17 protein-coding genes are annotated in these 25,048 nt (G+C 53.7%); 11 read left to right on the top strand and 6 right to left on the bottom strand.

The window, feature by feature from the left end; all coding sequences use genetic code 11:
- The coding region (locus CA13_RS35500; protein WP_473087476.1) for a hypothetical protein at positions 1-229 on the bottom strand (229 nt) is incomplete at its 3' end.
- Here CA13_RS35500 and CA13_RS22595 point away from each other — a divergent pair.
- Entirely contained in the window at positions 228-1,643 is a 1,416-nt protein-coding gene (locus tag CA13_RS22595) for a c-type cytochrome domain-containing protein (protein WP_419194708.1), read from the top strand. The genes CA13_RS35500 and CA13_RS22595 overlap by 2 nt on opposite strands.
- Before the next feature lie 10 nt (positions 1,644-1,653).
- Here the strand turns inward: CA13_RS22595 and tkt are convergent, their stop codons facing one another.
- Together tkt and surE are read right to left on the bottom strand one after the other, a co-directional pair.
- Positions 1,654-3,702: a transketolase gene (tkt, locus tag CA13_RS22590; protein WP_419194707.1), complete on the bottom strand. Its 2,049-nt coding sequence runs from the start codon at positions 3,700-3,702 to the stop codon at positions 1,654-1,656.
- A 151-nt stretch (positions 3,703-3,853) separates the two neighbouring features.
- Positions 3,854-4,615 (bottom strand): 5'/3'-nucleotidase SurE, encoded by a 762-nt coding sequence (gene surE, locus CA13_RS22585; protein ID WP_146400512.1) that lies wholly within the window; start codon positions 4,613-4,615, stop codon positions 3,854-3,856.
- Between the two features lie 193 nt (positions 4,616-4,808).
- Here surE and guaA point away from each other — a divergent pair, with 193 nt between their 5' ends.
- From guaA to CA13_RS22545, 8 genes are all read left to right on the top strand, one after another.
- Positions 4,809-6,377: a glutamine-hydrolyzing GMP synthase gene (gene guaA / locus CA13_RS22580; protein WP_146400510.1), complete on the top strand. Its 1,569-nt coding sequence runs from the start codon at positions 4,809-4,811 to the stop codon at positions 6,375-6,377.
- A gap of 79 nt (positions 6,378-6,456) precedes the next feature.
- Positions 6,457-8,133, top strand: a complete 1,677-nt coding sequence (gene ettA, locus CA13_RS22575) for an energy-dependent translational throttle protein EttA (protein WP_146400507.1) — start codon at positions 6,457-6,459, stop codon at positions 8,131-8,133.
- A gap of 74 nt (positions 8,134-8,207) precedes the next feature.
- Positions 8,208-8,522, top strand: coding sequence for a hypothetical protein (locus CA13_RS35495; protein ID WP_419194706.1), 315 nt, complete (start codon positions 8,208-8,210; stop codon positions 8,520-8,522).
- A gap of 75 nt (positions 8,523-8,597) precedes the next feature.
- A complete protein-coding gene (locus tag CA13_RS22565; protein ID WP_146400506.1) occupies positions 8,598-12,653 on the top strand; it encodes a hypothetical protein in 4,056 nt (1,351 codons plus the stop codon).
- 264 nt (positions 12,654-12,917) lie between these two features.
- Positions 12,918-13,736 (top strand): sugar phosphate isomerase/epimerase family protein, encoded by an 819-nt coding sequence (locus tag CA13_RS22560; RefSeq protein WP_146400504.1) that lies wholly within the window; start codon positions 12,918-12,920, stop codon positions 13,734-13,736.
- 62 nt (positions 13,737-13,798) lie between these two features.
- Positions 13,799-15,769: a YjhG/YagF family D-xylonate dehydratase gene (locus CA13_RS22555; protein WP_146400502.1), complete on the top strand. Its 1,971-nt coding sequence runs from the start codon at positions 13,799-13,801 to the stop codon at positions 15,767-15,769.
- 228 nt (positions 15,770-15,997) lie between these two features.
- Positions 15,998-17,011 carry a class II fructose-bisphosphate aldolase gene (gene fba / locus CA13_RS22550; RefSeq protein ID WP_146400500.1) on the top strand — a complete coding sequence of 338 codons (1,014 nt, stop codon included), beginning with the start codon at positions 15,998-16,000 and terminating at the stop codon, positions 17,009-17,011.
- Between the two features lie 87 nt (positions 17,012-17,098).
- Positions 17,099-18,523, top strand: coding sequence for a class I adenylate-forming enzyme family protein (locus CA13_RS22545; RefSeq protein ID WP_146400498.1), 1,425 nt, complete (start codon positions 17,099-17,101; stop codon positions 18,521-18,523).
- A 149-nt stretch (positions 18,524-18,672) separates the two neighbouring features.
- Here the strand turns inward: CA13_RS22545 and tatC are convergent, their stop codons facing one another.
- A complete protein-coding gene (gene tatC, locus CA13_RS22540) occupies positions 18,673-19,695 on the bottom strand; it encodes a twin-arginine translocase subunit TatC (protein ID WP_419194705.1) in 1,023 nt (340 codons plus the stop codon).
- A gap of 212 nt (positions 19,696-19,907) precedes the next feature.
- Between tatC and CA13_RS22535 the strand changes: the two genes are divergently transcribed.
- Both CA13_RS22535 and CA13_RS22530 read left to right on the top strand, forming a co-directional pair.
- Positions 19,908-20,864: a type I phosphomannose isomerase catalytic subunit gene (locus CA13_RS22535; protein WP_419194704.1), complete on the top strand. Its 957-nt coding sequence runs from the start codon at positions 19,908-19,910 to the stop codon at positions 20,862-20,864.
- A 390-nt stretch (positions 20,865-21,254) separates the two neighbouring features.
- Complete coding sequence (locus tag CA13_RS22530; protein WP_146400496.1) at positions 21,255-21,536, top strand: membrane or secreted protein; 282 nt, start codon at positions 21,255-21,257, stop codon at positions 21,534-21,536.
- 38 nt (positions 21,537-21,574) lie between these two features.
- Here CA13_RS22530 and gltX read toward each other — a convergent pair whose 3' ends face one another.
- Both gltX and CA13_RS22520 read right to left on the bottom strand, forming a co-directional pair.
- Positions 21,575-23,122 (bottom strand): glutamate--tRNA ligase, encoded by a 1,548-nt coding sequence (gltX, locus tag CA13_RS22525; RefSeq protein WP_146400494.1) that lies wholly within the window; start codon positions 23,120-23,122, stop codon positions 21,575-21,577.
- Positions 23,123-23,274: 152 nt separating this feature from the next.
- Positions 23,275-24,765 carry an MARVEL domain-containing protein gene (locus CA13_RS22520; protein ID WP_146400493.1) on the bottom strand — a complete coding sequence of 497 codons (1,491 nt, stop codon included), beginning with the start codon at positions 24,763-24,765 and terminating at the stop codon, positions 23,275-23,277.
- Positions 24,766-25,048 lie beyond the last annotated feature (283 nt).

The raw sequence follows: 25,048 nt of genomic DNA, 5'->3' as shown, positions 1-25,048 counted from the left end.
CCCAGCCACCATCGACCCAGCCACCATCGACCCAGCCACCATCGACCCAGCCACCATCGACCCAGCCACCATCGGTTGGTGGTGTGGGGTCAAAACCACCGACGACTGCTCCATCGAATCCGTCGTCCGCGGAGGCTGCTGCGGTTAGCTTCACCCAAACGGTTGCCCCGATTTTGGCTGCCCAATGTGGCAATTGCCATGTTTCCGGCTCCAAAGGCGGCTTCAACATGGCGACCTACACGGCATTGATTAACGGGTCACAAGCGGGGCAGGTCGTTTTCCCAGGCGACGCGGAAAGTTCGGTCTTGATCAACGTGATCGATTCGGGATCGATGCCTCCGAGTGGCCGACGGATTGCTGCAAACGACCTGCAAGCACTTAAGCAATGGGTTGCCGAAGGTGCAAAGTTCGACGGCGATGACCCGAATACGCGACTTGGTGCATTGGTTTCGGTATCGACCGCAATCCGTCAAACATCGCCAGAGATTCGCCGCGCGACGGGGAGCGAGACAGTCAGCTTCGCTGCCGATGTCGCTCCGCTTTTGGTTGCAAGCTGCAAAGGCTGTCATATCGATGCGATGCAGAATCGCGGTGGATTGAGACTAGACACCTTTGCGCAAATGATGCGTGGTGGCGATAGTGGGCCGATCATTGTTCCAGGCAACGCTACCGACAGTTTGCTAATCAAAAAGCTGCGAGGCCTTTCAGGTGATCGGATGCCCGCCGGTGGCCGCCCGCAACTTCCCGATGCATCGATCACGATGATTTCAACATGGATCAACGAAGGTGCATTGCTTGATGGAGCGAGCGAGACTCAGTCGCTTAGTGTAATGAGCCAATTAGCCTGGGTCGCGCAGGCAACTCCGGCACAAGTGAGCATGAAACGAAAGCAAGCGTCGGAGCGGGATCTGCAACTGCTAAATACCCCCGAGCCATACTCAGTCGCAACCGACCATTTCTTTGTCACTGGAACCGCGCCGAATCAAACGATCGAGTTGGTTGCGAAGAAAGCCGAAGAGCAAATGAAACTTGTGAAGACCATGGTCCCAAGCGATGACCAGGAGAATCTCTTTGGTGGTCGAGCGACAATCTACGTGTTGCCACGACGCTATGACTACAGCGAATTCGCCAAGATGGTTGAATCGCGTGATATACCGCCCAATTGGACCGATCATTGGAAGTACGATGGACTGAACGCGTACATCGCCGCATTGGTTCATGACTCGGATGATGAAAAAGAGATCGAAAATCAGCTTGCTGCACCTTTGGTCAGCCTTGCCGTTGCCACACACGGAAGAGATGTACCCCGCTGGTTTGCCGAGGGGGTAGGTGCACACGTCCGTAGCAAAACGAGAGGGCGAGTGGATCGTGCAACCATCCGCCGAGAATTAGCGGAAATGGCAACCGCCGTTGCTGCAATGGAAAATCCCAAACAGTTCTTTGAGCAAAAACTCAAACCCGACCAAATGGATTTGGTCAGCGCCTCGATCGTTGCAACGATGTTAGATCGAGGACGACGTAAGAACTTCGATGCATTACTACGGAATCTTGATCGAGGGATTCCCTTCGAAACCGCATTTCAAGAAGCGATGAAAATGTCGCTTCAAGAATACGTCACGAAATGGTTTGCATACAGTCGTTGAGGCTTCCTGATCAGCAGCTCTTCGCAGCTTTGACGACCGCATCGGCGTTGATACCAAAATGCTCGTAGACTTCGCCGAATGGTGCGCTGACCCCGAAGCCGCTCATTCCAACAAACTTTCCGGCACTGCCGATCCAGCGGTCCCAACACATTTGGATGCCGGCCTCGATGGCGACACGATTGGTCACACTTGGTGGCAAAACGGAATCGATATAAGACGGATCCTGCTCCGCAAACAGGTCCATGCAAGGCATGCTGACCACGCGAACCTTCTTGCCTTCGGCCGTCAAGGTTTCTGCCGCTTCGACGCACAGCGACAATTCGCTGCCGCAGCCTATCAGAATCACATCGGGGGTAGCTTCGCAATCACGGAGGATGTAACCACCTTTGCTGCAACCGCTTGCCGAGGCAAACTTGGTTCGATCAAGCGTCGGCATGTTTTGACGCGAAAGGATGAACGCCGAGGGATGATCGTCAATTTGCATCGCCGTTCGATAACATTCGGCGACTTCATTTGCATCACCCGGTCGGAAGACCATCATGCCCGGAATCGCTCGGCAAGCAGCCAATTGTTCGACAGGTTGATGAGTCGGGCCGTCTTCGCCGACGCCAATCGAATCATGTGTCAAAACGTAGAGGACTGGTTGGTGCATGATGCTGCTTAGCCGCATACCGCCTCGCATGTAGTCGGTAAAGACAAAGAAGGTTGCACCATAACTGCGAAGCCCCGAGAGGGACAAACCGTTAATGATTCCGGCCATGGCATGTTCACGAATGCCGAAGTGCAAATTGCGGCCACCGTATTGAAGTGGCAAAAATTGACCGGCTTGCTCGAACGTCAAATCGGATTTGTTGCTCGGCGCCAAATCGGCCGACCCACCGATCATGAACGGAACATTCTTGGCAATCGCGTTGAGCACCTTACCGCTGGTGTTTCGGGTTGCATCTCCCTTTTCGCTCGCTTCAAACACCGGGATGTCTTTGTCCCATCCAGCGGGCAATTTACCGTCGAATATTGCAAGTAGCTCCGCCGATTTCTCGGGATTCGCTTTTTGATACTGGGTCCAAAGCGCATCCCATGCCCCAGAAGCTTCTTTGCCTCTTTGGCCCACGTTTTCAGCAAAGTTCTCCATCACGCCATCGGGGACGTAAAACTTCTCGTCTTCAGGAAATCCATAGTTCTTTTTCGCCAGTGCGATTTCGTCCCATCCGAGCGGGGCACCGTGCGCACCGTGAGTGTCTTGCTTGTTTGGAGCTCCCCATCCGATCACACTGCGGACGACAACTAACGTTGGTTTATCCGAGCAGGATTGGAAGCTTTCGATCGCGGCGGCAAGTGCCTGAGTATCGTTTGCATCCGCAACCTTTACTACGTTCCACCCAAGGCCTTCAAATCGCTTGCCGACGTCTTCGGTGAAGGCGAGCGACGTATCGCCCTCGATCGTGATGTGGTTGTCGTCGTAGAGCCAGCAGAGGTTGTCAAGTTTAAGATGACCAGCAAGCGACGCCGCTTCGCAAGCAACGCCTTCCATCAAGTCGCCGTCGCTGCACACGGCGTAGACGTTGTAATCGAACAAGGCGTGTTCGTCGGTATTGTAGTTGGCTTTGAGCCATTTTTCGGCCATCGCCATTCCGACGGAGTTGCTAACGCCGGCGCCGAGCGGCCCGGTGGTGGTTTCAATTCCGGCGGCCACGGAATACTCGGGGTGTCCGGCGCAAACGGAGTCGAGTTGGCGAAAATTCTTGATGTCCTCAAGCGTGATCGACAACTTATCGAGGACTTTTCCCGACTTGTCGACCGCTTTGACCGCGGCAAGGTGCAACGTACTGTAAAGCAGCATCGATGCATGACCGCAAGACAAAATGAATCGATCACGGTTAGGCCAATGAGGTTTTGCCGGATCGTAATTCATCGTCTTATTGAAGACTTGATACGCGATCGGGGCCAAAGCCATCGGAGTGCCCGGGTGACCGCTATTCGCCGTTTGGACGGCATCCATGCTCAATGCTCGGATCGTATCGATCGATTGGGTTTCAATATCAGTCGAGGTAACGCTCATCGTCACGGTCACTCTTAATCGTTGAGGGAGGATTTTCTAATTTTTGGGCAAATGGGATCTTTGGAACGAAAATTCGAATCCAATTCCTGAAAAATTTTAGCTGTTACTCTCAATTTCCAAAAGGTCCCCCAAACCATCGATTTTAGGGCAATCAAACCTCCAACCCCCATTCATCCATCGCATCGACCATGAACTGATTTGTCAAATCGAAATGGAGCGGAGAAAGCGTCACGTTGCCTCGCCGCAATTCAGTGACATCGGTTCGTTCGGCAGGCGGCTTGTTCGGTTCGGACCAAATTGCCCAGTAGTAGGGGCGGCCGGCGGGATCTTCGCGTTTTTCATACATTCGACCGTATTGGGCCAATCCCATCGGCACGACGGCCAACTTTGCCGGTGAAACCGTTGCTGCCGTTGGCACGTTCAAATTGAACAATTTCCCCTTCGCGTCGGGTTTCTTGATTAGCCCGCCGATGACGTTGCGAGCAATCACGGCGGCGGCTTGGTAATCGGCATCAGGATCGTATTCCAGCGACACCGCGACACTGGTCACGCCAAAAAAAGCCCCCTCAATTGCAGCGGCCACAGTTCCGCTGTAGAGCACATTGATTCCGGCGTTCAATCCACTATTGATCCCGCTGACGACCAAATCGACGGGATTGTCTTGAAAAAGTTCGCCGATCGCCAACTTCACCGAATCAGCAGGCGATCCGGCGACGGCCCACGCCCAATGCCGACCATCGCGACGAATCGATTTGCACGTTAGCGGCGACAGATACGTGATCGAATGGCCCACGCCACTCTGTTCGGTTGCAGGAGCGACCACCAAGACCTCGCCCAAATGCCGCAGTTGTTGCTCGAGAGCCGACAATCCGGGGGCAAAAACGCCATCGTCGTTGGTCAACAGGATTCTCATCTCTAGTCCTTTTTCAAGTGGAACATGGGGGACTCGATCGACTTAATCAATCACAACCCCTTGGGTATCAATCTGGCATTTTCTACACTTCACGATTCCATCCTGCGACACCTCTCTTCTTTTTCCGTACTTTTGACAGCTCTTCGCAACGTCACGATCGGGGAATCAGAGCGAAAATAACCCAGCAATGGCCATGGCAAACCAAACCGCAACCGAAAACCTAACCGCGCAGCGAATCGTCGTCCTCGACTTTGGATCGCAGTACGCCCAGTTGATCGCCCGGCGGGTCCGTGAACAAAACGTCTATTGCCAAATCCTTCGGCACGATCTTTCGGCAGACAGGATCGCCGAACTCGCCCCCAAAGGGATCATCCTGTCGGGCGGCCCATCGAGTGTTTATGCTGAGGGGGCACCTCAATGCGATCCGCAACTATTCAATCTGGGCATTCCCGTGCTGGGGATTTGTTATGGGATGCAATTGGCCTGCGAAGCACTCGGTGGCAAAATCGACCACACGCCAAGTCGCGAATACGGCCCCGCGAAATGCTCGATTAGTGACCAGAATGTCTTGTTCCGCGGTCTGCCCGAATCGATCGATGTTTGGATGAGCCACGGCGATCAAGTTTCGGCAATTTCGGACGTTTTTAAGTCACTGGCGGAAACCCAAACGTGCCCTTACGCCGCGATCGCGCACCGGGAGCTTCCGATTTTCGGGATGCAATTCCATCCGGAAGTGACCCACACACCGCTCGGTGGCCAAATCCTACGAAACTTTGTCATCGACGTTTGCGGATGCGAAGGGACATGGCATCTCGGTGATTTCGCCCATGCGGCGATCGAGCAAATCCGCTCGCTCGTCGGAAAAAACCGCGTGATTTGCGGCCTCAGCGGCGGAGTCGACTCCTCGGTCGTCGCAGCACTTTTATACAAAGCGATTGGTCCTCAACTTTCGTGCATCTTGGTCGACAATGGGCTGCTGCGAAAAGACGAACAGGTCACGGTGATCCAAGAATTCACCAACCATTTCAAAACCGACCTCCATGTCGTCCAAGCCGAAGATCGCTTCATGGAGACGCTCGACGGCATCAGCGAACCGCAAGAAAAACGAAAACGGATCGGCTACGCATTTATCGACTGCTTCAAAGAAGAAGCGTTGAAAATCAAGGACGCTCACTTCTTGGCCCAAGGAACCCTCTATCCCGACGTGATCGAAAGTGGGGCGGACCCAGACGGCCCGGCGGCGACGATCAAACTCCATCACAACGTCGGTGGATTGCCCGAGGAACTTGGGTTCGAATTGATCGAACCACTTCGCGATCTGTTCAAAGACGAAGTCCGTCGCCTCGGCCTCGAACTTGGCTTGCCCGAATCGTTGGTTTGGCGACACCCGTTCCCCGGGCCTGGTTTGGCCGTCCGTTGCCTTGGAGAAGTGACACGCGAAAAATTAAAGGTCCTCCGCGAGGCGGACTCGATCGTCGTCAATGAAATCAAAGCAGCCGGTTTGTACCGTGAAACGAGCCAATCCTTCGCGGTGCTTTTGCCTGTGCAAAGTGTCGGAGTGATGGGGGATGCACGAACGTATGACAACGCGATCGCCATTCGCAGTGTCAAGACCGATGATTTCATGACCGCCGATTGGAGCCGTTTGCCATACGACCTACTCGCCCGAATCAGCACTCGAATCATTAACGAAGTCGCGGGAATCAACCGAGTCTGCTACGACATCAGCAGCAAACCACCCGCAACGATCGAATGGGAATAGTCGAAATTTAACATAGGACACTCATCTTTTTCCCGTGACCCATTGCCTCAACTAATTCTTCACACTTTTCCATCCATCTATGTCGCGACAATACATTTACCAAGTTGAAAACCTGACCAAAAAGCACGGCGCGAAAGTCGTTCTCGATGACGTTTGGTTGGCGTTTTACCCCGGTGCTAAAATCGGTGTCCTTGGCCCCAATGGTGCGGGGAAGTCGACGCTGCTGCGGATCATGGCGGGCATCGACAAAGAGTACGACGGAACCGCTCGGCTAACCAGCGGATTCACCGTCGGTTATTTGGAACAAGAACCCCAGCTCGATCCGAAAAAAACCGTTTTCGAAAATGTTCAAGAAGCAGTCGCTGAACGACGTCAAGTGATCGACCGGTACAACGAAATCAGCATGATGCTTGGCGACGTTACCGATGATAAACAAATGACCAAGCTTTGCGACGAAATGGCAAAGCTTCAAGATATCATCGATGCAGCGAACCTATGGGAACTCGATCGCCAAGTCGAAGTGTCCATGGCAGTCATGAATTTGCCCCCGGGTGACTCCGACGTGACAAAGCTCTCGGGAGGCGAACGTCGCCGTGTGGCGCTTTGCCAATTGTTGATTCGGCAACCCGATTTGCTGCTGCTCGACGAACCGACCAACCACCTCGATGCCGAATCCGTATCGTGGCTCGAACAACATTTGGCTCGCTATACCGGAACCGTCGTCGCAGTAACCCACGACCGCTATTTTCTCGACAACGTCGCCCAGTGGATTTTGGAAATTGACCGCGGGCGAGGCATCCCCTTCGAAGGGAACTACACCGCATGGCTCGACGCGCGACACAAGCGATTGGCGATCGAACAACGACAATCAAAGGCTCGCGAACGAACGCTTGCCCGTGAATTGGAGTGGATTCGTATGAGCCCCAAAGCTCGCCAAGCGAAAAGCAAAGCACGTATCAATGCCTACGAGGAATTGTCGGCGCAATCATTTGAGGACCGACCTGACGAGTTGGAAATCCAGATACCGTCGGGTCGACACCTTGGTGATTTGGTTATCGAGGGCAAGAACGTTCACAAAGCCTACGGCGACAATTTGCTGATGGATGACCTGTCATTCCGCTTGCCAGCCGGGGGCATCGTCGGTGTGATTGGCCCCAATGGTGCGGGAAAAACGACGTTGTTCCGCATGATCACAGGCCAAGAAACTCCCGATAGCGGCGTGATTCGAATCGGCGAGACGGTCGACCTTGGCTACGTTGACCAAAGTCGCGATTCGCTCGATCCTGAAAAAACCGTCTTCCAAGAAATTAGTGGCGGTCACGAAACGATTGAAATGGGCGGACGCAATATTGCCGCGCGAGCCTACGTGGCTCGGTTCAATTTCAAGGGACCTGACCAAGAAAAGAAAGTCGGTAACTTGTCGGGCGGTGAACGCAATCGCGTTCATTTAGCAAAGTTGCTCCGCAAAGGCTGCAACGTACTACTGCTTGATGAACCAACCAACGACCTCGACGTCGATACGCTTCGCGCACTCGAAGAGGCGATCGCCAACTTCGCTGGTTGCGTGGTCGTGACCAGCCATGACCGCTGGTTCCTTGATCGACTTGCGACGCATATCCTTGCGTTCGAAGGCGATGGAAAGCTAACGTGGTGCGAAGGCAACTTCGATACTTACGATCGCAACCTTCGCGAACGAATGGGGGCGGATCCCGACGAAGCCAAACGCAGTCGCTACAAGAGCATCCACGCCAGCTAGCACACCGATTCAACAAGACGCCTTGTAGGCAATCAAATCACTCAATCCAAGAAGAATTGAAAAGGAAAAATATCATGACGATCTTACGCACAGGCACCAACGAAAAATACGCGGACGGTTGGGATGCGATCTTTGGCGGCAAGTCCACCAAGAAAACCACCAAGACTTCGACGAAAAAGAAAGCAGCAAAAAAGCCTGCGACTAAGAAGTCCACTAAGAAGCCTGCCACTAAGAAGCCTGCGACCAAAAAGTCCACGAAAAAGCCAGTGACGAAGAAAAAGCCAGTGACGAAGAAAAAGCCAGTGACGAAGAAAAAGCCAGTGACGAAGAAAAAGCCAGTGACGAAGAAGAAGCCAGCGACGAAGAAGAAGGCAGCGAAGAAAAAGTAAGGCTAGCAAGCAGGCAAGAGACAAACAGAAAGCAAGTCCAACCTCCCTCCCATCCAACCCCCGCTTTGTTACCTGATGTCAAATCTTCCGCCACCCGATGCAATGATTGACTCGCTGCGGCGTTTGGCGGGGTATTTGAATTTCTCGTCTGGCAGTAGCGATCCTGCGATCTTCGCAGCCTGGAACCATGTCTACGAACAAGCCGCCGGTGGCGACCCATTAAGTGGCCCTGCGGCATGGTTGGTGCTTAGAGATTGGCTGAACGAAACACTCGACAGACTGCAAGCCGAGCAAGCCGCATTTCGAGAAATCTCGCAAGCTCAGCGAGTCGTGAAGATTCTTTGGAGTGATTTGCTGCCTGCTTATCTCGACTTTCATCGCGACCTGCTGTTCCACAAAGAACCCGAAGTGCTTTTCAACGGTTTTTTCTTAGGGCGGGCAGCGGAAACGATTTTGGAGGCTGGGCTATCGGAATCGGATGAAACGATCGTTAAAAAGACGATTAACCGGCTGAACGATTACGTCGGCTATCGGCCCGTCGCGATGCTGGAAAATCGCCGCTGCCAACCCTATCCCCATGAATTCGTTCGCCCCATCCCGCTGTATATTCGCGACGCGGGCGTTTCGGCCGGCCGCTATCACGACGTGATCCAATTGGCGATCGAAGTCATACGTGATACCGACCCTGAAATTCTTCGAGCGGCATCGTTTGACCTGGATCAGATGCAAGAGCTTGCACTGGATCCGCGTGCGTTCGACTTCGATCATCCGGTCAACCGTCGGCCAAATTACCATTTCGGCGGCTGGGACACTCGTTCGATCAGCCACGATGGCTATTACGACCGTTTTGTGCTCCGCCAAGTCACGCTTGATGCGTTGCTAAGTCGACTCGACGACCCGGGCGAACTCGATGAATGCGAGTTGCTCGCTGAAGCCGCTACGGTTTTGGCGGGTACGATCCTGATGGCATCGGGGATCAGCGGCTGGGGCCCCAGCGCCTACACTAGCGACGTGACTCTCGGTTCCCTGATGAAACCGATCGCCACTTATCGTGATAATTTCTACGAAGACCGGCTTCGTCGATTGTCGGGCAAACATGCCGAGCGACTTGCCCACGAGCAACAACTAAGGCGACAACCCTTTGGTGCCGTCCGCCAACACTTAAACGCCGCATTGGCGGAACGGCGAGCCGCTCAGGTTCAGCACGTCCAATTGGCTCGCCTTTATGCGCGGATGGGGTACCCCGATTCGGCGACGCGTCAAGTCGACGCAGTGCCGGCGGCATCCGCGAGATTGTTGTGCCGAATCGATTGCGAGATGACATTGGGGCTGCGTGCCCTTCGTGCGGGCAACCCCGAAAAGGCACTGCGAATCCCAGCGGACGCGTTTGATTTGCTCCGTCGGGCAATTGAATGCGGGGCCGTCATCGACCCTTGGGACATTTTGGGTTTCGGTGGCAACTTCAGCCTGTACCCCAGCCCCGATTGCTCGGTCCACGATGCCCGCGTCGACGATTTGTTGTACTTGATCGAACAATTGTTCGGTTACATGGCTAAGGTTTGGAGCGAAGCGGCAGCCAGAAACGACGAAGTTGCTTACAACGAGATGGAGAGACAATACCGCGAGGTCGCCGAGTGGTGGCGGCAATTCGCGGCACACACCATCGATTCGATCGAAGCGACCGATCCCCTCGAATCGTACGAATCGGCGAAATTGGTCGCCCGCGCCTTGCGGCTTTGGCATGAAGGCGGTGCCGAGGCAGGCAACGTCGCTTTTTGGGCACCGCATGCGGACTTGTTCGATTCGCCGCGAGCGTACTCGCTTGTGATTTCGGCGTTATTGGATCGCAATGACTTTACCCCTGCGATGGCGCTGCTAGTGCATTGGCTTAACAATGCCGATCGAGTCGGTTTACGATTCGGCGGTAGCTCGTTGCCGCGTCTCGCCGAACGATGGTTGTTGCGTTTGCGGTGTTCGCTCGATGACGGCGAAGAAGAAGCGTACGTGCAACCGGCTCTGAGGCAAACGGTTGGAAAAGACACTCGAGAAATCTGGCCATTGGTTCGCAAATTCTTCGATTTCCTCGAAGCGAACGCGGAACAATTTTGGTCGGCACCGAAGTTCAATCTTGACCAATCCCCCAACGGGAAAAAGGATCGCGACTGGGAACGCGAATTGACGTTGGCCGAAGAAGACGGCGATCCCGAGCAAGGATTGTACGATGCGGCTTACGAAGACATGTCGTATCGCGACACAACCAACGATGGAAACGAAGGAGCGATTTTCGAGTTTGGCGACGACACCAGCCATGATGAACTCGATTCCGAATCGAAACGGCTCTCCGAACACCTCAGCTTCTTGCAATCGCTCGCTCGCATGTGGGCCGTCGCCGCCGATATCGCAGTAATGGACAAGTCCGAAACGGACCTCGAAGACCGTCTGCATGCGTTGCAAGGATGGGCCGACCGCGCCCGAGAAAACCGAATTGGGTTGCTCGAACTACTCGACTCAGTCCGACGCTACAAGATCACACCAGCCGGCAGCGACAAGGATTCGATGCGCAGCTACGACCGCCATCGAGTGCTGCGGGATTCGTTGATGGAACGGATCATCGGAACGACGGTTGAGATGTCCGACTCAAGACGTTTGGTATGCGGAGCGTTACTGGCACATCCGACGGCAACTTGGGATTCTGTCGACCGCAACGAAGAGATGGCCGCCGACGACGCGCAATCGGTCCACATGTTCGCTGCTCTAATGGCTGGCGACACCCAAGAAGTACGTCGGTTGTTCCCGCCGTTTCTAGACGCAGTTAGCGACAAGAACTTGCTTTACATCCCGCTATCGCGCGGTGGTGATCCGGTCAAAATCTATGTCGCACGACTTCGACAACGGGTACTGCGTCATTTGCTGCTTTGGTTACCCCGTCGTGGCCTGATTTCCGAAGCATGCCGGTTGATCGAAATCGCCCGACAAATGGAACAAGAAAACCCGATCGGCGCTGGCGCCGTGACGGAGTTTGATGGATTGTTTCAAGTCGGATTCCGCTCGTTGGTCGCTTCGATCGTGGAATCAACTCGCAAAAGTGTGCAAGAGTCCACGGCTGGATTGATTGATGAAAAATCGTTCGCCGAAGTATTGATACCGCTGCTCGAGCGTTTGACCGAGATCCTACTGGCTAGTTGGTTGGCCCATAGTCAAACCCTTCGACTGTCGCCCTTGGAAATTGTTTCGGATCCCAAAAAATGGAAGTTGCTCGTTGAGTTCATCAAGCAATATGGCGATCCGATCTTCACGCAAATGTTCCTGCAACTTGGCAACATCAGAGCGATCTTGCATCAAGGTGTCGCTCCATGGCTTGAACGTGTCTTGGCCGAAGGAGATGACCAATTTACCGATACCCAGCTTTACGCCGATCTAGAAATTGGAAAGCTCAAGATTGACGAAGCTCAACGCTGGATCACGTTGGTCTACGAAGCATTGATGGATCATCATGCGGAGTATCAAGACTACAACAGCACTACAACGCAAAGTGATCGCGGTGACTTGGTTTACATGTTCCTTGATTTCTTAAGGCTGCGAGTCCGCTATGAGCGGATTGCTTGGAATTTGAAGCCGGTAATGTGGGCGCACGAGGTTTTGGTACGTAGCGGCTTTGAAGCGGCCGCAATGATGTGGCGACGAAGTTTGAGTGAACGAATCGGGGAAGAGGCTGAAATTTACGTCGACAAACTTCGCAAAATGCAAAAAGATTATGCGATGCGAATGCCAACGGTCGCCGATCGCATTTTGGAACGTTTCGTTCAGCCAATGACAATTGATCGTATGCGAGCGCTCGTCGGCCCCGCGATGAGGGATGCCGAAAACAACCAACTCGGAAACTCGTTTAGTCTGCTCGAACAAGAAGCCGATTTATTGACCCGGCACCCAACGGGCGTCGGACTCGATGTTCCCGCGTGGCTCGACGCGTTGGGTGAGGAAGTTGAACAGCTAGCAAAACGAAGGGTCAGCAGTGAGATTGATCCTCAATTGCTGATCACCATTCCAATCGTCGCTTTATCAATTAACGACTTGAATGATCAATTGGTAATCGCAAGAAGCCAAGGCCGCCGTCTACCCCACATGAAGTAGCTTTTGCCTTTCGTTTTTAGGTTGTAAAATTTTTCACAGTCGCCTCTCACTCCGTAAAAGCACCGTCATGCAGGCAGTTTTTTTAAAGGGTAAAATGCGACGACCAGGATGCCATCATCCGAAACGATTGATTTGAAAAAGGAATCTTTACAAATCGGCCCAAGGTACGCATACTGCTGCTCGCCATCATGGAAGTGAGCACTTCGAGCCCCCTTAGAGAAGCAAACGACATTGGACGAGTTTTCGACAAGCCAAGAAACACGGATGAACACGCTTGCCATTAGCCAATTATCAACACTGAGGTGGAGCTTTGCCGAAGACGCAAACGCCTATGCTTCGCGCGGCTTCAATGGCATTGGTATTTACCGACCTAAGCTGGAAGACTTCGGTCTCGACCGAACGATTGAACTACTCGCCGAAGCCTCCCTCTCGGTAACTTCCCTTTCTTGGGTTGGTGGTTTCACGGGCAGCGACGGGCGTGGGTTTGACGAAGCCGTCATCGATGCCATGAATGCGGTCCGCGATGCCGCGAATCTGCAGGCAGGAACGCTAATCGTTCTAGCGGGGGGCCAAAACAATCATATCCGTAATCATGCTCGCCGCACCTTATGCGATGCTCTGAAAGAAATCGTGACGATTGCAAAAGAGTTTGGCGTTCGTTTATCGCTAGAACCCATTCATCCGGGATGCGGCGATGAATGGTCTTTCGTCAATGATTTGCAGTCGACGCTCGACATTATTGAAACGGTCGGCAGTCCACATTTAGGGTTGGTGCTCGACACGTATCACGTTGGAATGGACGAAGAAGTCGTTCGTTGGCTTCCCGATGTGGTTCCTCACTTGCATCTTGTGCAACTCGGGGACGCTCGTCACTCCCCGCTTGGCGAAATGAATCGATGTCTACTCGGTGAAGGATGCGTACCGATTCGAACGATTTTGGAAACATTGCGCGAATACGATTACAATGGGCCTCTCGAAGTGGAACTCATCGGCGAAGACGTCGAATCGCTTTCTTATAACGAAATCCTCGATCACACCAAAACCTTCCTCGACCAAATGACCGACCGAGTCGAACAACGGTAGCACAAGCAATCGCTAGCGTCCGGCGGCAGATGAGTTGATTCTGCAAGAACGAAAGCTGAGTGATGGTCCGACCCGATTATTTTGACGCATTGGAAAATCTTGAACCGGTACAAACCAATGCACCGGGACCAAGTGGAAAACTGCCGTTAAGTGACGAAATCCTACGCAATTGGAGCAGCGGCGACCTATTTGGCTTGACCCAAAGTGTCGGCATGGGGTTTGACCCGCGGCGTGTTCTAGGAGACCAATTCTTGATCCTTAGCACTCAGGGAGGCGTGCGAAACCCCGACGGAACGCCCGTCGCATTGGGGTACCACACCGGACACTGGGAAGTCGGATTACTGGTCCAAGCCGCGGCCGAAACAATCACCGAGAATGATGGCGTCCCATTTGCCGCATTCGTCAGCGACCCTTGCGACGGACGGACACAAGGTACTCGCGGGATGTTTGATTCCTTGCCATACCGAAACGATGCTGCGATCGTGATGCGGAGACTGATTCGGTCACTACCGCGACGAAAAGGTGTCATTGGTATTGCGACATGTGACAAAGGCTTACCAGCAATGATGATGGCGCTGGCCGGTTGCGCCGACACCGCCAACGTGCTTGTGCCTGGTGGCGTGACGCTTCCCCCAACGACTGGCGAAGACGCGGGCAAAGTGCAAACGATTGGTGCCCGATATACACATGACGAAATTTCGCTCGAAGAAGCCTCACTCGAAGGTTGCCGCGCCTGCGGAACCCCTGGCGGCGGCTGTCAATTTCTTGGAACGGCAGCGACCAGCCAAGTTGTTGCCGAAGCGCTCGGCATGACCGTTCCCCATGCAGCCTTGGCCCCAAGCGGCCAACCGATTTGGACCAAACTGGCCAAAGACTCAGCGAAGGCATCGCAACAAATGGCAGCATCCGCAGTTACGATGCGAGACATTCTAACCGACGACTCGATCTTCAACGCAATGCTGGTTCATGCCGCGGTGGGCGGCAGCACAAACTTGCTTTTACATATTCCTGCGATCGCAGCTGCCGCGGGACTGCGGCGACCTGATGCCGCAGCGTTTCGAGAAGTGAATCAATCGGTGCCGCGGTTTGTGGATTGCTTGCCCAACGGGCCAGTGGGTCATCCGACGGTTCAATTCTTTTTAGCAGGCGGTGTTCCCGAGGTCGCTTGGCATTTACGTGAACTTGGACTTTTAAAAACCGACGCCAAGACCGTGACGGGGATGACGTGGAACGAACTTCTTAATCAATGGGCCACGAGCCAACGACGATCAGTTTGTCGTGATCGATTGCAGCAAGCCGATGGCATTGATCCGGATGAAGTGATCATTCCTCCGGCCGAAGCACGAAGTCGCGGAATGACGAGCACCGTCTGTTTTCCCCATGGCAACCTTTGCCCCGAAGGAGCTGTGATCAAGTCGACGTCGATCGATGCCAGTGTGATTGATGACGACAATGTCTATCGCAAACGTGGCCCAGCGAGAGTGTTCACGACCGAACGCGATGCGATCGCAGCAATCAAGGGACAAACCGATTCGCCGATTCAATCGGGCGATGTGATTGTCTTGATTGGACGCGGGCCGATTGGATGTGGAATGGAGGAAACCTACCAAATCACTTCGGCACTGAAGCATCTGAAATTCGGCAAAGAGATCGCGCTTGTAACAGACGCTCGTTTTTCGGGAGTAAGCACCGGCGCCTGCATTGGACATGTCGGGCCCGAAGCATTGGCGGGCGGCCCAATTGCAAAAGTACGGGATGGCGACGTGATTGAAATCGAAATTGACCGCGTTTCGTTGACCGGGCGAGTCGACTTGGTGGTCGCGGGTGATTCGCCTAACACGACGCCGGAGGAAGTTTTGCGTGCAAGATTGTCGCACCCATCGCTATCGGTGGAATCAGAAATACCGGATGATACGCGTCTTTGGGCCGCTCTACAGAACATTGGCGGCGGGACGTGGGGTGGATGTGTCTATGATATCGACGAAATCTTAGCGACGCTCGATGAGGGCGTTAAAGCGAGGCAGGGGCGATGAGGTCCCCTTAGCCAAATCGACTCAAGTTTGGCCCAAGCAACGGACGACCCGATTGATTCGGTCGGATTGTCGACGCGCGGCGCGATCCGTGTGATCGGGCCACTTCAGGGCTTCTCCTATGTCGCCCCACTTGGTTCGCCGCCGCACCCTTGCAAGGGTACGCTAGAAGCGGATAATTCGGACTTGATTTGACCCCTTCCCTTACCCAGATTACGTAGGTAACTCGTTATGGCATTGGTTCCACTTCGCGTCGTTCTCGACCACGCAGCAGAAAACAATTACGGCGTTGCGGCTTTCAACGTCAACAATATGGAGCAGATCCAGGCGATCATGGAAGCGGCTAAAGAGACCGATTCGCCCGTGATCGTTCAAGCATCGCGTGGTGCTCGTTCTTACACCCAAGACAACTACTTGCGTCACTTGATGTTGGCAGCATCGGAGCTTTACCCGAACATCCCAACCGTGATGCACCAAGACCACGGCAACAGCCCTGAAACTTGCGCGTCGGCAATCGACAACGGTTTTACCAGTGTGATGATGGACGGATCACTCGAAGCGGACGGAAAGACTCCTGCGGACTACGACTACAACGTCAAAGTCACGGCCGAAGTTGTCAAACTAGCTCACGCTCGCGGCGTCAGTGTCGAAGGCGAACTTGGTTGTCTCGGATCGCTCGAATCGGGTGGCGGCGAACAAGAAGACGGCCACGGTGCCGAAGGAGTCTTGACTCACGACCAACTTTTGACCGATCCCGATGAAGCAAAACGCTTCGTTGACGAAACCGGTGTTGATGCATTGGCTGTTGCGATCGGAACTAGCCACGGTGCTTACAAGTTCACCAAGAAGCCGACCGGTGAAGTATTGGCAATGAGCCGCATCGAAGCGATTCATGCAAAGGTCCCTAACACTCACTTGGTCATGCACGGCAGCAGCAGTGTGCCCCAAGAGCTTCAAGACATCATCAACAAGTATGGTGGCCAAATGAAGCAAACCTACGGCGTTCCAGTCGAAGAAATCCAACGTGGTATCAAGAGTGGTGTTCGTAAGATCAACGTCGATACCGACTGCCGCATGGCAATCACCGGTGCGATCCGCAAGGTCTTCTCGGAAGACCCATCGGCATTTGACCCACGTGCTTACTTGAAGCCAGCTCGCGAAGCGATGAAGGCTGTTTGTGTTGCTCGCATGACTTCGTTTGGCCAAGCAGGCAACGGTGAAAAGTTGCGTAAGGCTTTGGGCTAAACATCTCTTAGGGGCCAAGCCCCAGAAATTTGTATTACCCAGCCCATCGGGCTGGGTTTTCTGAAGCACGGAAACCGAAAGGGCCAATTGCCCGGCTATTTGCCAACGCCTTACCTTTTGTTTACCAGCCTCCTGCTAGCGTTTCAGCATCAAGCTCATACCCGCGGTTCATCGACGGCTTTGATCGTCGATAACGGTGAGCGGTTCACGTGGTCACAGCTTGCCACCTTCGTGGACTCAACCGCATGCTACCTCCAACGGCGCATTGCCGATTCTACCAACACTCCTCGGCACCTTGGTTACCTAAGTCGTAACTCACTCGATGATGTCGTTTTAACCTTAGCCGCAGCGAAACTCGGTGCGATCAACGTGCCACTCAATGAGTTGGCCGGTGAAGCTCACGCTCTCGTTCTGTGGCAACGCGTCGGTGGCCATTGGATCGATGAAGCCGAGGCCAAATTAGCGAGTTCCTCGCCAGCGAAAAACTTAGAATTCCCAAATAACGCCCCGTCATCACCGGCACTGATTCTTTGGACGAGCGGAACCAGCGGCACGCCCAAAGGCGTTGTCTTGTCGCATCAGTCGCTAGCGAGCAACGCGTCTGCTAAGCTCGGCGCCGTCCCTCAATCAATCGAGGATGTGCGGTTGACGTGCCTGCCACTCTCGCACGCCTACGCTCGCACATGCGACTTCGGAACGTGGCTACTGAGCGGCTGCACGCTAGCCCTCACACGGGGCTTTGATGGTTGGCGACGGCTTGCTTCCGAAGTTCATCCGACGATGGCGAACGTTGTCCCCAGTGTCGCGGACCGTTTGCTAGAAGGAGATCCGAGCGAACTTGGACTTTCGCGTTTGAGAGTGCTTGGGGTAGGCGGCGCCGGTTTGTCCGCCGAGGCGTTTGAGCGATGGAAGCAGAGGGGCGTCGTCGTCACACAAGGCTATGGATGCACGGAAACCGCTCCGGTGATATGCAGCGCAACACCAAGAGATGCCGCAGCGGGACGAGTCGGAAAGCCAGTGGAAGGCTGGGAAACTCAAATCCGAAATGGACGGCTTTTCGTGCGAGGCAAACACTTGATGCTTGGCTATTGGCAAGACGCCGACGCGACACGCAAGCGAATCGATAGCGATGGATGGTTTGACACCGGCGACCTCGTCAATATCGACCAAGCATCGGGCCAATATCGCATCCTCGGTCGGGATGACGAAGTGATCGTATTGCCCAATGGTCACAAAGTTTATCCAGCGTCGATTGAAGCGATCGCCAATTCGCTGCCTGATGTCCGACATGCTGTGCTGAGACAGGAACGCGGCCAATTACATCTTTGGATCGAATCTGAAAATAACAAACCCTTGACCGAACGTATCCTGGCGGCACTGAGCGATCGGGCTTCATGGGAAATCCCAAAAAAAATCCATCGTTTCGAGACGCCACTAAGCACAATCGATGGAGAGCTTACAAGCAAAGGAACGATTTGCCGGACGATGATTGAAAAACACCGGTTCGGTTAGAGGCAGGCTGATCTACAAAGTGGACCTACCGATTCCCATTCGTCGGAAACTAACTTCGCACCGCTAACGAGCCGAATCCTAAAAAGTTAACAAACACGATCACAGCCCCAGGCGACTGTCCTTTTGTTCATTCATTATCGGGATCCGGATCAAGCAGGATCGTAAGCTGCACTGCCCATGCCTCGACCACGGGGAATGAATTTGCACATCACAATGCCGAGGAAGTACAAGACCATTAGTGGTAGCGCCAGTGCGATCATGCTCGTGATATCCGCAGGCGTTAAGAGCATCGACATAATGAAGATCACCAAGGTCGCGATTCGCCAACTGTTGATATAGGCTTCGGTTTCAAAAATACCAATTCGTTGCAGGAACAACATGACAAGCGGCAACTGAAACGCGACGCCGAAACCGAGAGGAAGCATCAAGACGAAATTGACGTAGTACGTTAACCGAGGTTCTACCGCGACATCCATACCGCCGTTGAACGTCAACAAAAACGTCAGCACGTAATGCAGCACGAGAAAGAACGCCAAGATCACTCCGGAACAAAACAGCGTCACGCTGATCGGCAAATACAAATACACATATCGACGTTCGTGAGAATGCAAACCCGCCGCGACAAACGTCCACAGGTGATACAAAATCATTGGCGACGCTAACACAGCACCAACAATAAGCCCTGCCTTGACCCAAATCATGAACGACTCTTCCACCTTCAGCGAACTGACACTCGCTTTGCTCTGACGAAGTTGAAGCTTCGGTTTTAACAATTCCGGATCAGGTAATTGGCGGAGTAATTCACGCATCTGGTGCGGTTGAACCGTTAGCTGGGGTGCTTCAGCTTCACTGTCCAAATCGGCAACCGGCACGACCGCCTCAGGAGAAATCTGCAGCTCCTCGGGGATCTCGTAAACCAACTCCCATACAAGCGCGCTATTCATCAAAAACTGACGCAGCGGCTGAATCTCTTCCGCATCCAAATCGGTGTAGCCGAGGTTTGTCAAATCGCGGTCAGCATTGAATTGCTGTATCGCGCCTTGAAGCGGAGATTGGATGTAGCGAACCACTCGATTGGCAAACAGCAAGCCGAAGCAAAGCCCAATCACGAGCCAGATGATTGCTTTGACGAGGCTCCCACGTAACTCTTCGAGGTGCTCCCCGAAAGTCATCGTTGAGTTTTCGAAAAGGTCGTCTTTGGGGAGTGCCGGTCGGTCCACGGTGAATTTATTTTCGTTGAAGGCGGGTGTGGGAGTATGGGGGTTGGGTTGACGAAAGATTCCGCCATCCACCATGCTTGTCACTAGTGTAACAACGCTTGGTTAATTCCAATGTTCCCGCGTTGAATTTGTCTGTCTAAAAACTATGCCGTTTGTCGTTCACCATGATCAATCCCTACCCACTTTGCTTCAAGCCCGTCCTAAAACAGACCATCTGGGGAGGCCGACTTCTCGGCGAAAAACTTGGAAAACCAATCGGCAACGACGCTAATTATGCCGAGAGCTGGGAAATCGTCGACCATGGGACGGACCAAAGCGTTGTGCAATCGGGCTCCCTAGCTGGAAAAACGCTTCGCGAACTCTTAACCGAGCACCATCATTGGCTAATGGGCGACGCCGCCGAACGCGAATTTCCGCTGCTGCTTAAGTACCTCGATTGTAATCGGGTGCTGTCGGTCCAGGTCCATCCGTCCGATGAATATGGGGCAAAAATGGCCGTTCCCGATCTCGGAAAGACCGAAGCGTGGATGATTGTCGATGCGAAACCCGATTCACTGATTTACGCGGGCCTAAAAGCGGGAATCGGCGAGGCGGAACTACGAGCGGCGGTTGAACAGGGACGCACCGAAGACGTGCTTCATAGTTTCCACCCTAAACCAGGTGACTGCGTCTTCATTCCTGCCGGTACGGTTCATGCAATCGGCGCAGGACTACTGGTGGCGGAAATCCAGCAATCGAGCGATACGACGTTTCGACTTTTCGATTGGAATCGAGTCGACGAAAAAGGCAATTCTCGCCAACTTCATATCGAAGAAAGCATCGCGGTGACCGATTTTGACAAAGGACCTGTACAACCGGTCCGCATCGATCCCACCGAAAGCGGATGGCAAACCTTGGTTGATTGCGACAAATTTTGCCTACGAGCGATGCAAAAAGGATCCGCAACAGTCGGTGGCGATGGCAAATTCCATATTTTGACCGTTCCAAACGGTAGTGCGACAATCGCAACCCAATCGGATAGCACGACGTTTTCGGCAGGGCAATCGTGCCTGCTTCCCGCATCGCACGAGGAAATCGCTGTGGAACTCGGTCAAAACAGCATGTTCTTGGAAATGTCCTAGAAGTTCGATGCGCTAAACGGGGACCGATCGCTGATCTTTCGGTCGGACCGTGCGTGGGAATGTGGAGACTCGCCCTAGCTGTCATGACCGATACTTCGGTCACTCTTTCTTGCTAGCAATTCCGAGTCTTCTTTCGCCCCGTTGGACTGGGATCCGATAAGGATTCGGAAGACCGCTAGAGGTCTTTGCCCATCCCACTGCTGTTTGCTGTTGCACGCTCGTCGATTCGGTGTCCTCTCCAAAACCGCTGAATCGACCTTGGCATATGGTAGACGGACTTCGTACCCTCCACGATTGGGTTGTTGCCACTCGCCCCAGTTTCCATCCATCGGATCGAAATGCAGCGAGTCTCATCGCCCCAAGCACGTGCAATCCATTGGAATCGAACGAATGCAACACACCCCCCCCCCACACGCGTTACTCAAATTCACGGCCGTTCTCAGCATTAGTGCTGTCGTTATTTCGTTGGCCGGATGTCGCGGCCAAGGAATCCTACCTCCCGCTGGGACGATGAACCAACAGCAAGCCAACGCGATCGTGCATGATCCATATTGTCAAAACGACATTGCGCCATACGAAGCAGCTTCGCGGCCGCGTGACTATCAAGAACCGCTTCCTGAACCGGTTCGCAATCGGCTAATTCCTGATGCAATGCCTTGGTTGGGTAGATAATATCGGCAAAACGCGATGAATAATCGGTGCGAAGCTGATTAACGAAGACTCACAGCATCGATTCGCGCGACCGCCTTATCTTTGCCGATCACCGCGAGAGTTTCGAACATGCCAAACCCAGCAGGAGAGCCTGTCGTTGCGACTCGCAGTGCGTGGATGATTTCTCCAATTTGAATCCCTTCGTCCTCACAGAATTGTTTGACGAGCTTCTCAAGCGAGGCGGCATCAAACGCTTCGGCCTGCTCCATAGGCACTCGAAGCTTGCCAAGTAATGCTTTCGCTGACTCAGGTTTTGTAATGCGTTTTGCGTAAGCCTTTGCGTTCACGGCGTACTCGTCCACGAAGCAATAATCAAAGTCGAGTATATCGCCGGCAATCTTCAAGCGATCCCCCGCTGCTTCGACGACATCCTCAAGCTTCCCTTCGGACTCCGCGTCCCCATCTTGAATCAATCCACTCGCGATGGCGAACGGTTTTGTTTTGGCAATCCGTTCTTCAAGCGGCAACGCAGCAAATGCATCACCTTGGAACGCCAATAATTTTTGTGGGTCGAAAGACGCAGGTGCCTTCGTCACACGCTCAAGTGAAAACAACTTGGTCATCTCCACGACCGAAAATTTTTCTCGTTCGCCGTCGAGCGACCAACCGAGCAGCAGTAAGTAATTTAGAATCGCATCGGGTGTGAACCCAATCTCGCGATAGAAATCGACGATCACCGGATTGAATGTGTCGGCTTCGGTTGCAATCCCACAACGTTCTGCGATCTTGCTACCGCGTTCCATTAGATTTGCGAAATCTTTGTTCTTCTGGTACTTCGCCAACTTTCGTTTGCTTAACTTCGAATGCCCCCCTGGCTCGGCTACGTAGGGCAGGTGAGCGTATACGGGCCGTTCATACCCGAGTGATTCGAGAATGAAGATTTGGCGAGGCGTGTTTGACAAATGCTCTTCCGAGCGAATCACGTGTGAAATTTCGAAGTCGTTGTCATCCACGACGCTAGCCAAATGGTACAAACAGCTTCCATCGGCTCGCTGGATCACATGATCTTGCTCGGACGCCCAATCGATTCGGACTTCGCCGCGCACGAGGTCCGAAATCACACATTGTCCTTCGCGTGGCATTTTCAGTCGAACCACTGCCGTCCGGCCTTCCGCTTCGAACGCGGCCGCTGCGGCATCGTCGCAGGCCATCCAGCGACGGTCATAGACAAACGGGACTTTTGCCTTTTCCGCTGCTTGCCGAAGTGCGTTGAATTCATCGGGTTTGGCATAGTCGCGATAGGCGTGACCACTTTCGACCAACTTCGCTGCGGCTTGTTTGTGAAGTTCGTCGCGTCCCGATTGAAAGTACGGTTCATGAGGGCCGCCGACTTCGGGACCTTCGTCCCAATTCATGCCGAGCCAGCGGAAACCATCCAAAATCGGCTGAATTGCCTCGGTAACATTGCGGCCTGCATCGGTGTCATCGATCCTGAGAATGAATTGCCCACCAGCTTGCTTCGCGAAAAGCCAATTAAACAATGCAGTGCGAACCCCACCAATGTGCAGGTATCCAGTGGGGCTAGGCGCAAATCGGGTTCGGATCATATTCGTGAGCGAAATTAGGTTGTGCTTCAATTAGACAGTTCAGACCGATGCATGAAGATACCCGAAGCGAGTTCGATGGCGTAGGTGTGTCAAGGAAACGTCGTCATGCAATTAGCCTCCGACAACACCGCTCGGCAATTGCCCGCTCGGCTTTACGCCGCTCGGCCTTGTCGCTTCAATTGTTTGCGCAGGCGACGTCGCTCGGCCTTGCTAAGGGAATCCCAATCAATCTCGTCGGACTCGCGTTTTGCCCCAACCTGTTCGGCTTCGTCCGACCTGCCATTATCGGGTGAGCGGCTCGTCGATTGACGCTGAGGCTCGGGCGAACGACGCTGAGGCTCGGGCGAACGACCAGAGTTAGCATCGTCAACAGCCTCTTCATCTGTTTGCGGATCCACCGAATCCTTTTTACGGCTCAAAAATCCTAAAGAGAATCGGCTGCGTTTCGGCGTCGAAAGCGGATCCTCCTTGGCCGCTTCGACTTCATCGTCTTGAGTCTCGTCCGTCGCTGTCTCGTCGCTTGTGGAATCCGTTTCTGGTTTTGCCGCTCGCAATCCAAACCATCGACGTTTACTCTTTGGTGGATTCGCCGAGTCCTCCGCTTCATCGGAATCGGCTTGCTCGACTTCTGCGGATGCTACATTCTTTGCCTTCGCAGCCGCCGCCGCGGGCCGAGGTCGCGGTTTTGCATCGGGAACATTGGATTCCGCTTCGCTCTCATAGGACTCTTCTTGTTCAGCTCGTTTGAAGACGCGTAGTTTGAATTCTTGGAATCGCTCCGACAGCGAATCGTGCTCGTCCAAATTGCGAACCTGACGAAATAGCATTCGCAAATAGCCGCCGAGCGAAATGAATAGCGTCGTACAAGCGATTAGCGGCGAACACGTTACCAATGTCCATTTGCCTAACGAGTCAACATTAAGAAAATTCCAATTTGCCGCGACCGGAATCGCAAAGAAACTCCATGCGGTAATCATGGTGACAAGCGACCAGCGAGACGTGCGAACTTCTGCGACCATTCGCAAACACAACACCGCACCGCCGATCGAGATCACCAGACGAAACCAATCATTTCCCGATAGGGCCACCCGTTTGCCAAACCCAACGTCCATGATCGCGCCGCTCCAATCAACCACGGAAACGAGCGAGTTGACGCTGGCGAGGACCAATAGAATTAGCACTAAACGCCATAGCCGATATTGACCGGTGTAATCGTCGATCCGGTAGCGACGCACTTGGTAAATCAGCAGTGATGCACCGGCCGATGTGGCAAGCAACATCACTTGGACCCATCGGCCGAAGCTGTCGGGGCGATCGAGTCGGAGCGGACGAGCAATCTCAGGCTGGTTCGCGACCGACGGCCAAGCTACCGCAATGTAATGAGCGCTGCAAAGCAATAATGCAATCCCCATCAAAACGGCGGAAGCGGTGAGGAGCGTCCGTCGTTTGACGGGAACAAGCGAAAACCAACGACCGCGCAAACGCCGATGCACTCGCGCCCCAAAAGCTGCCGTCGGACGTCTCGCTTCACGCCACTGTTCGGCCGTTCGCCGACCGGCAGCCGAGGAGGTTTCAAGATCGGCCTGCTGAGTCGAATACAAGACTCGCCGCCGACGATCGGTAGTACGCCGCCCAAAAGCCATGAAGCCCAACGCCAAAATTAATAAAAGATGGAAGTTCGTGCCGCGACAGTAGGAAAAAAAAGAAGCCGATGTCAATTGAGAGAATTGGATTGATAGCAAACATTACGCCGCTTGGCCGCACTGACTTCTCGGTGCCAATCACCAGAGTAGGCCCCGTCCCGGAATTGCAGATTCAACAACGGCGGAATCAGGCTACGGGGTTGTCCCCGGTTAATCCGCGAGAAAAAAATCGGGGGACCTGGGGCTAATGCATTGAGGCTCTTCTTTACGGGAGACCGCCTAA

The sequence above is a fragment of the Novipirellula herctigrandis genome, from assembly GCA_007859835.1.
GTDB lineage: Bacteria > Planctomycetota > Planctomycetia > Pirellulales > Pirellulaceae > Novipirellula_A > Novipirellula_A herctigrandis.
Note: the sequence above shows the minus strand (reverse complement) of the source record. Positions and strands in the feature narration are given on the sequence as shown.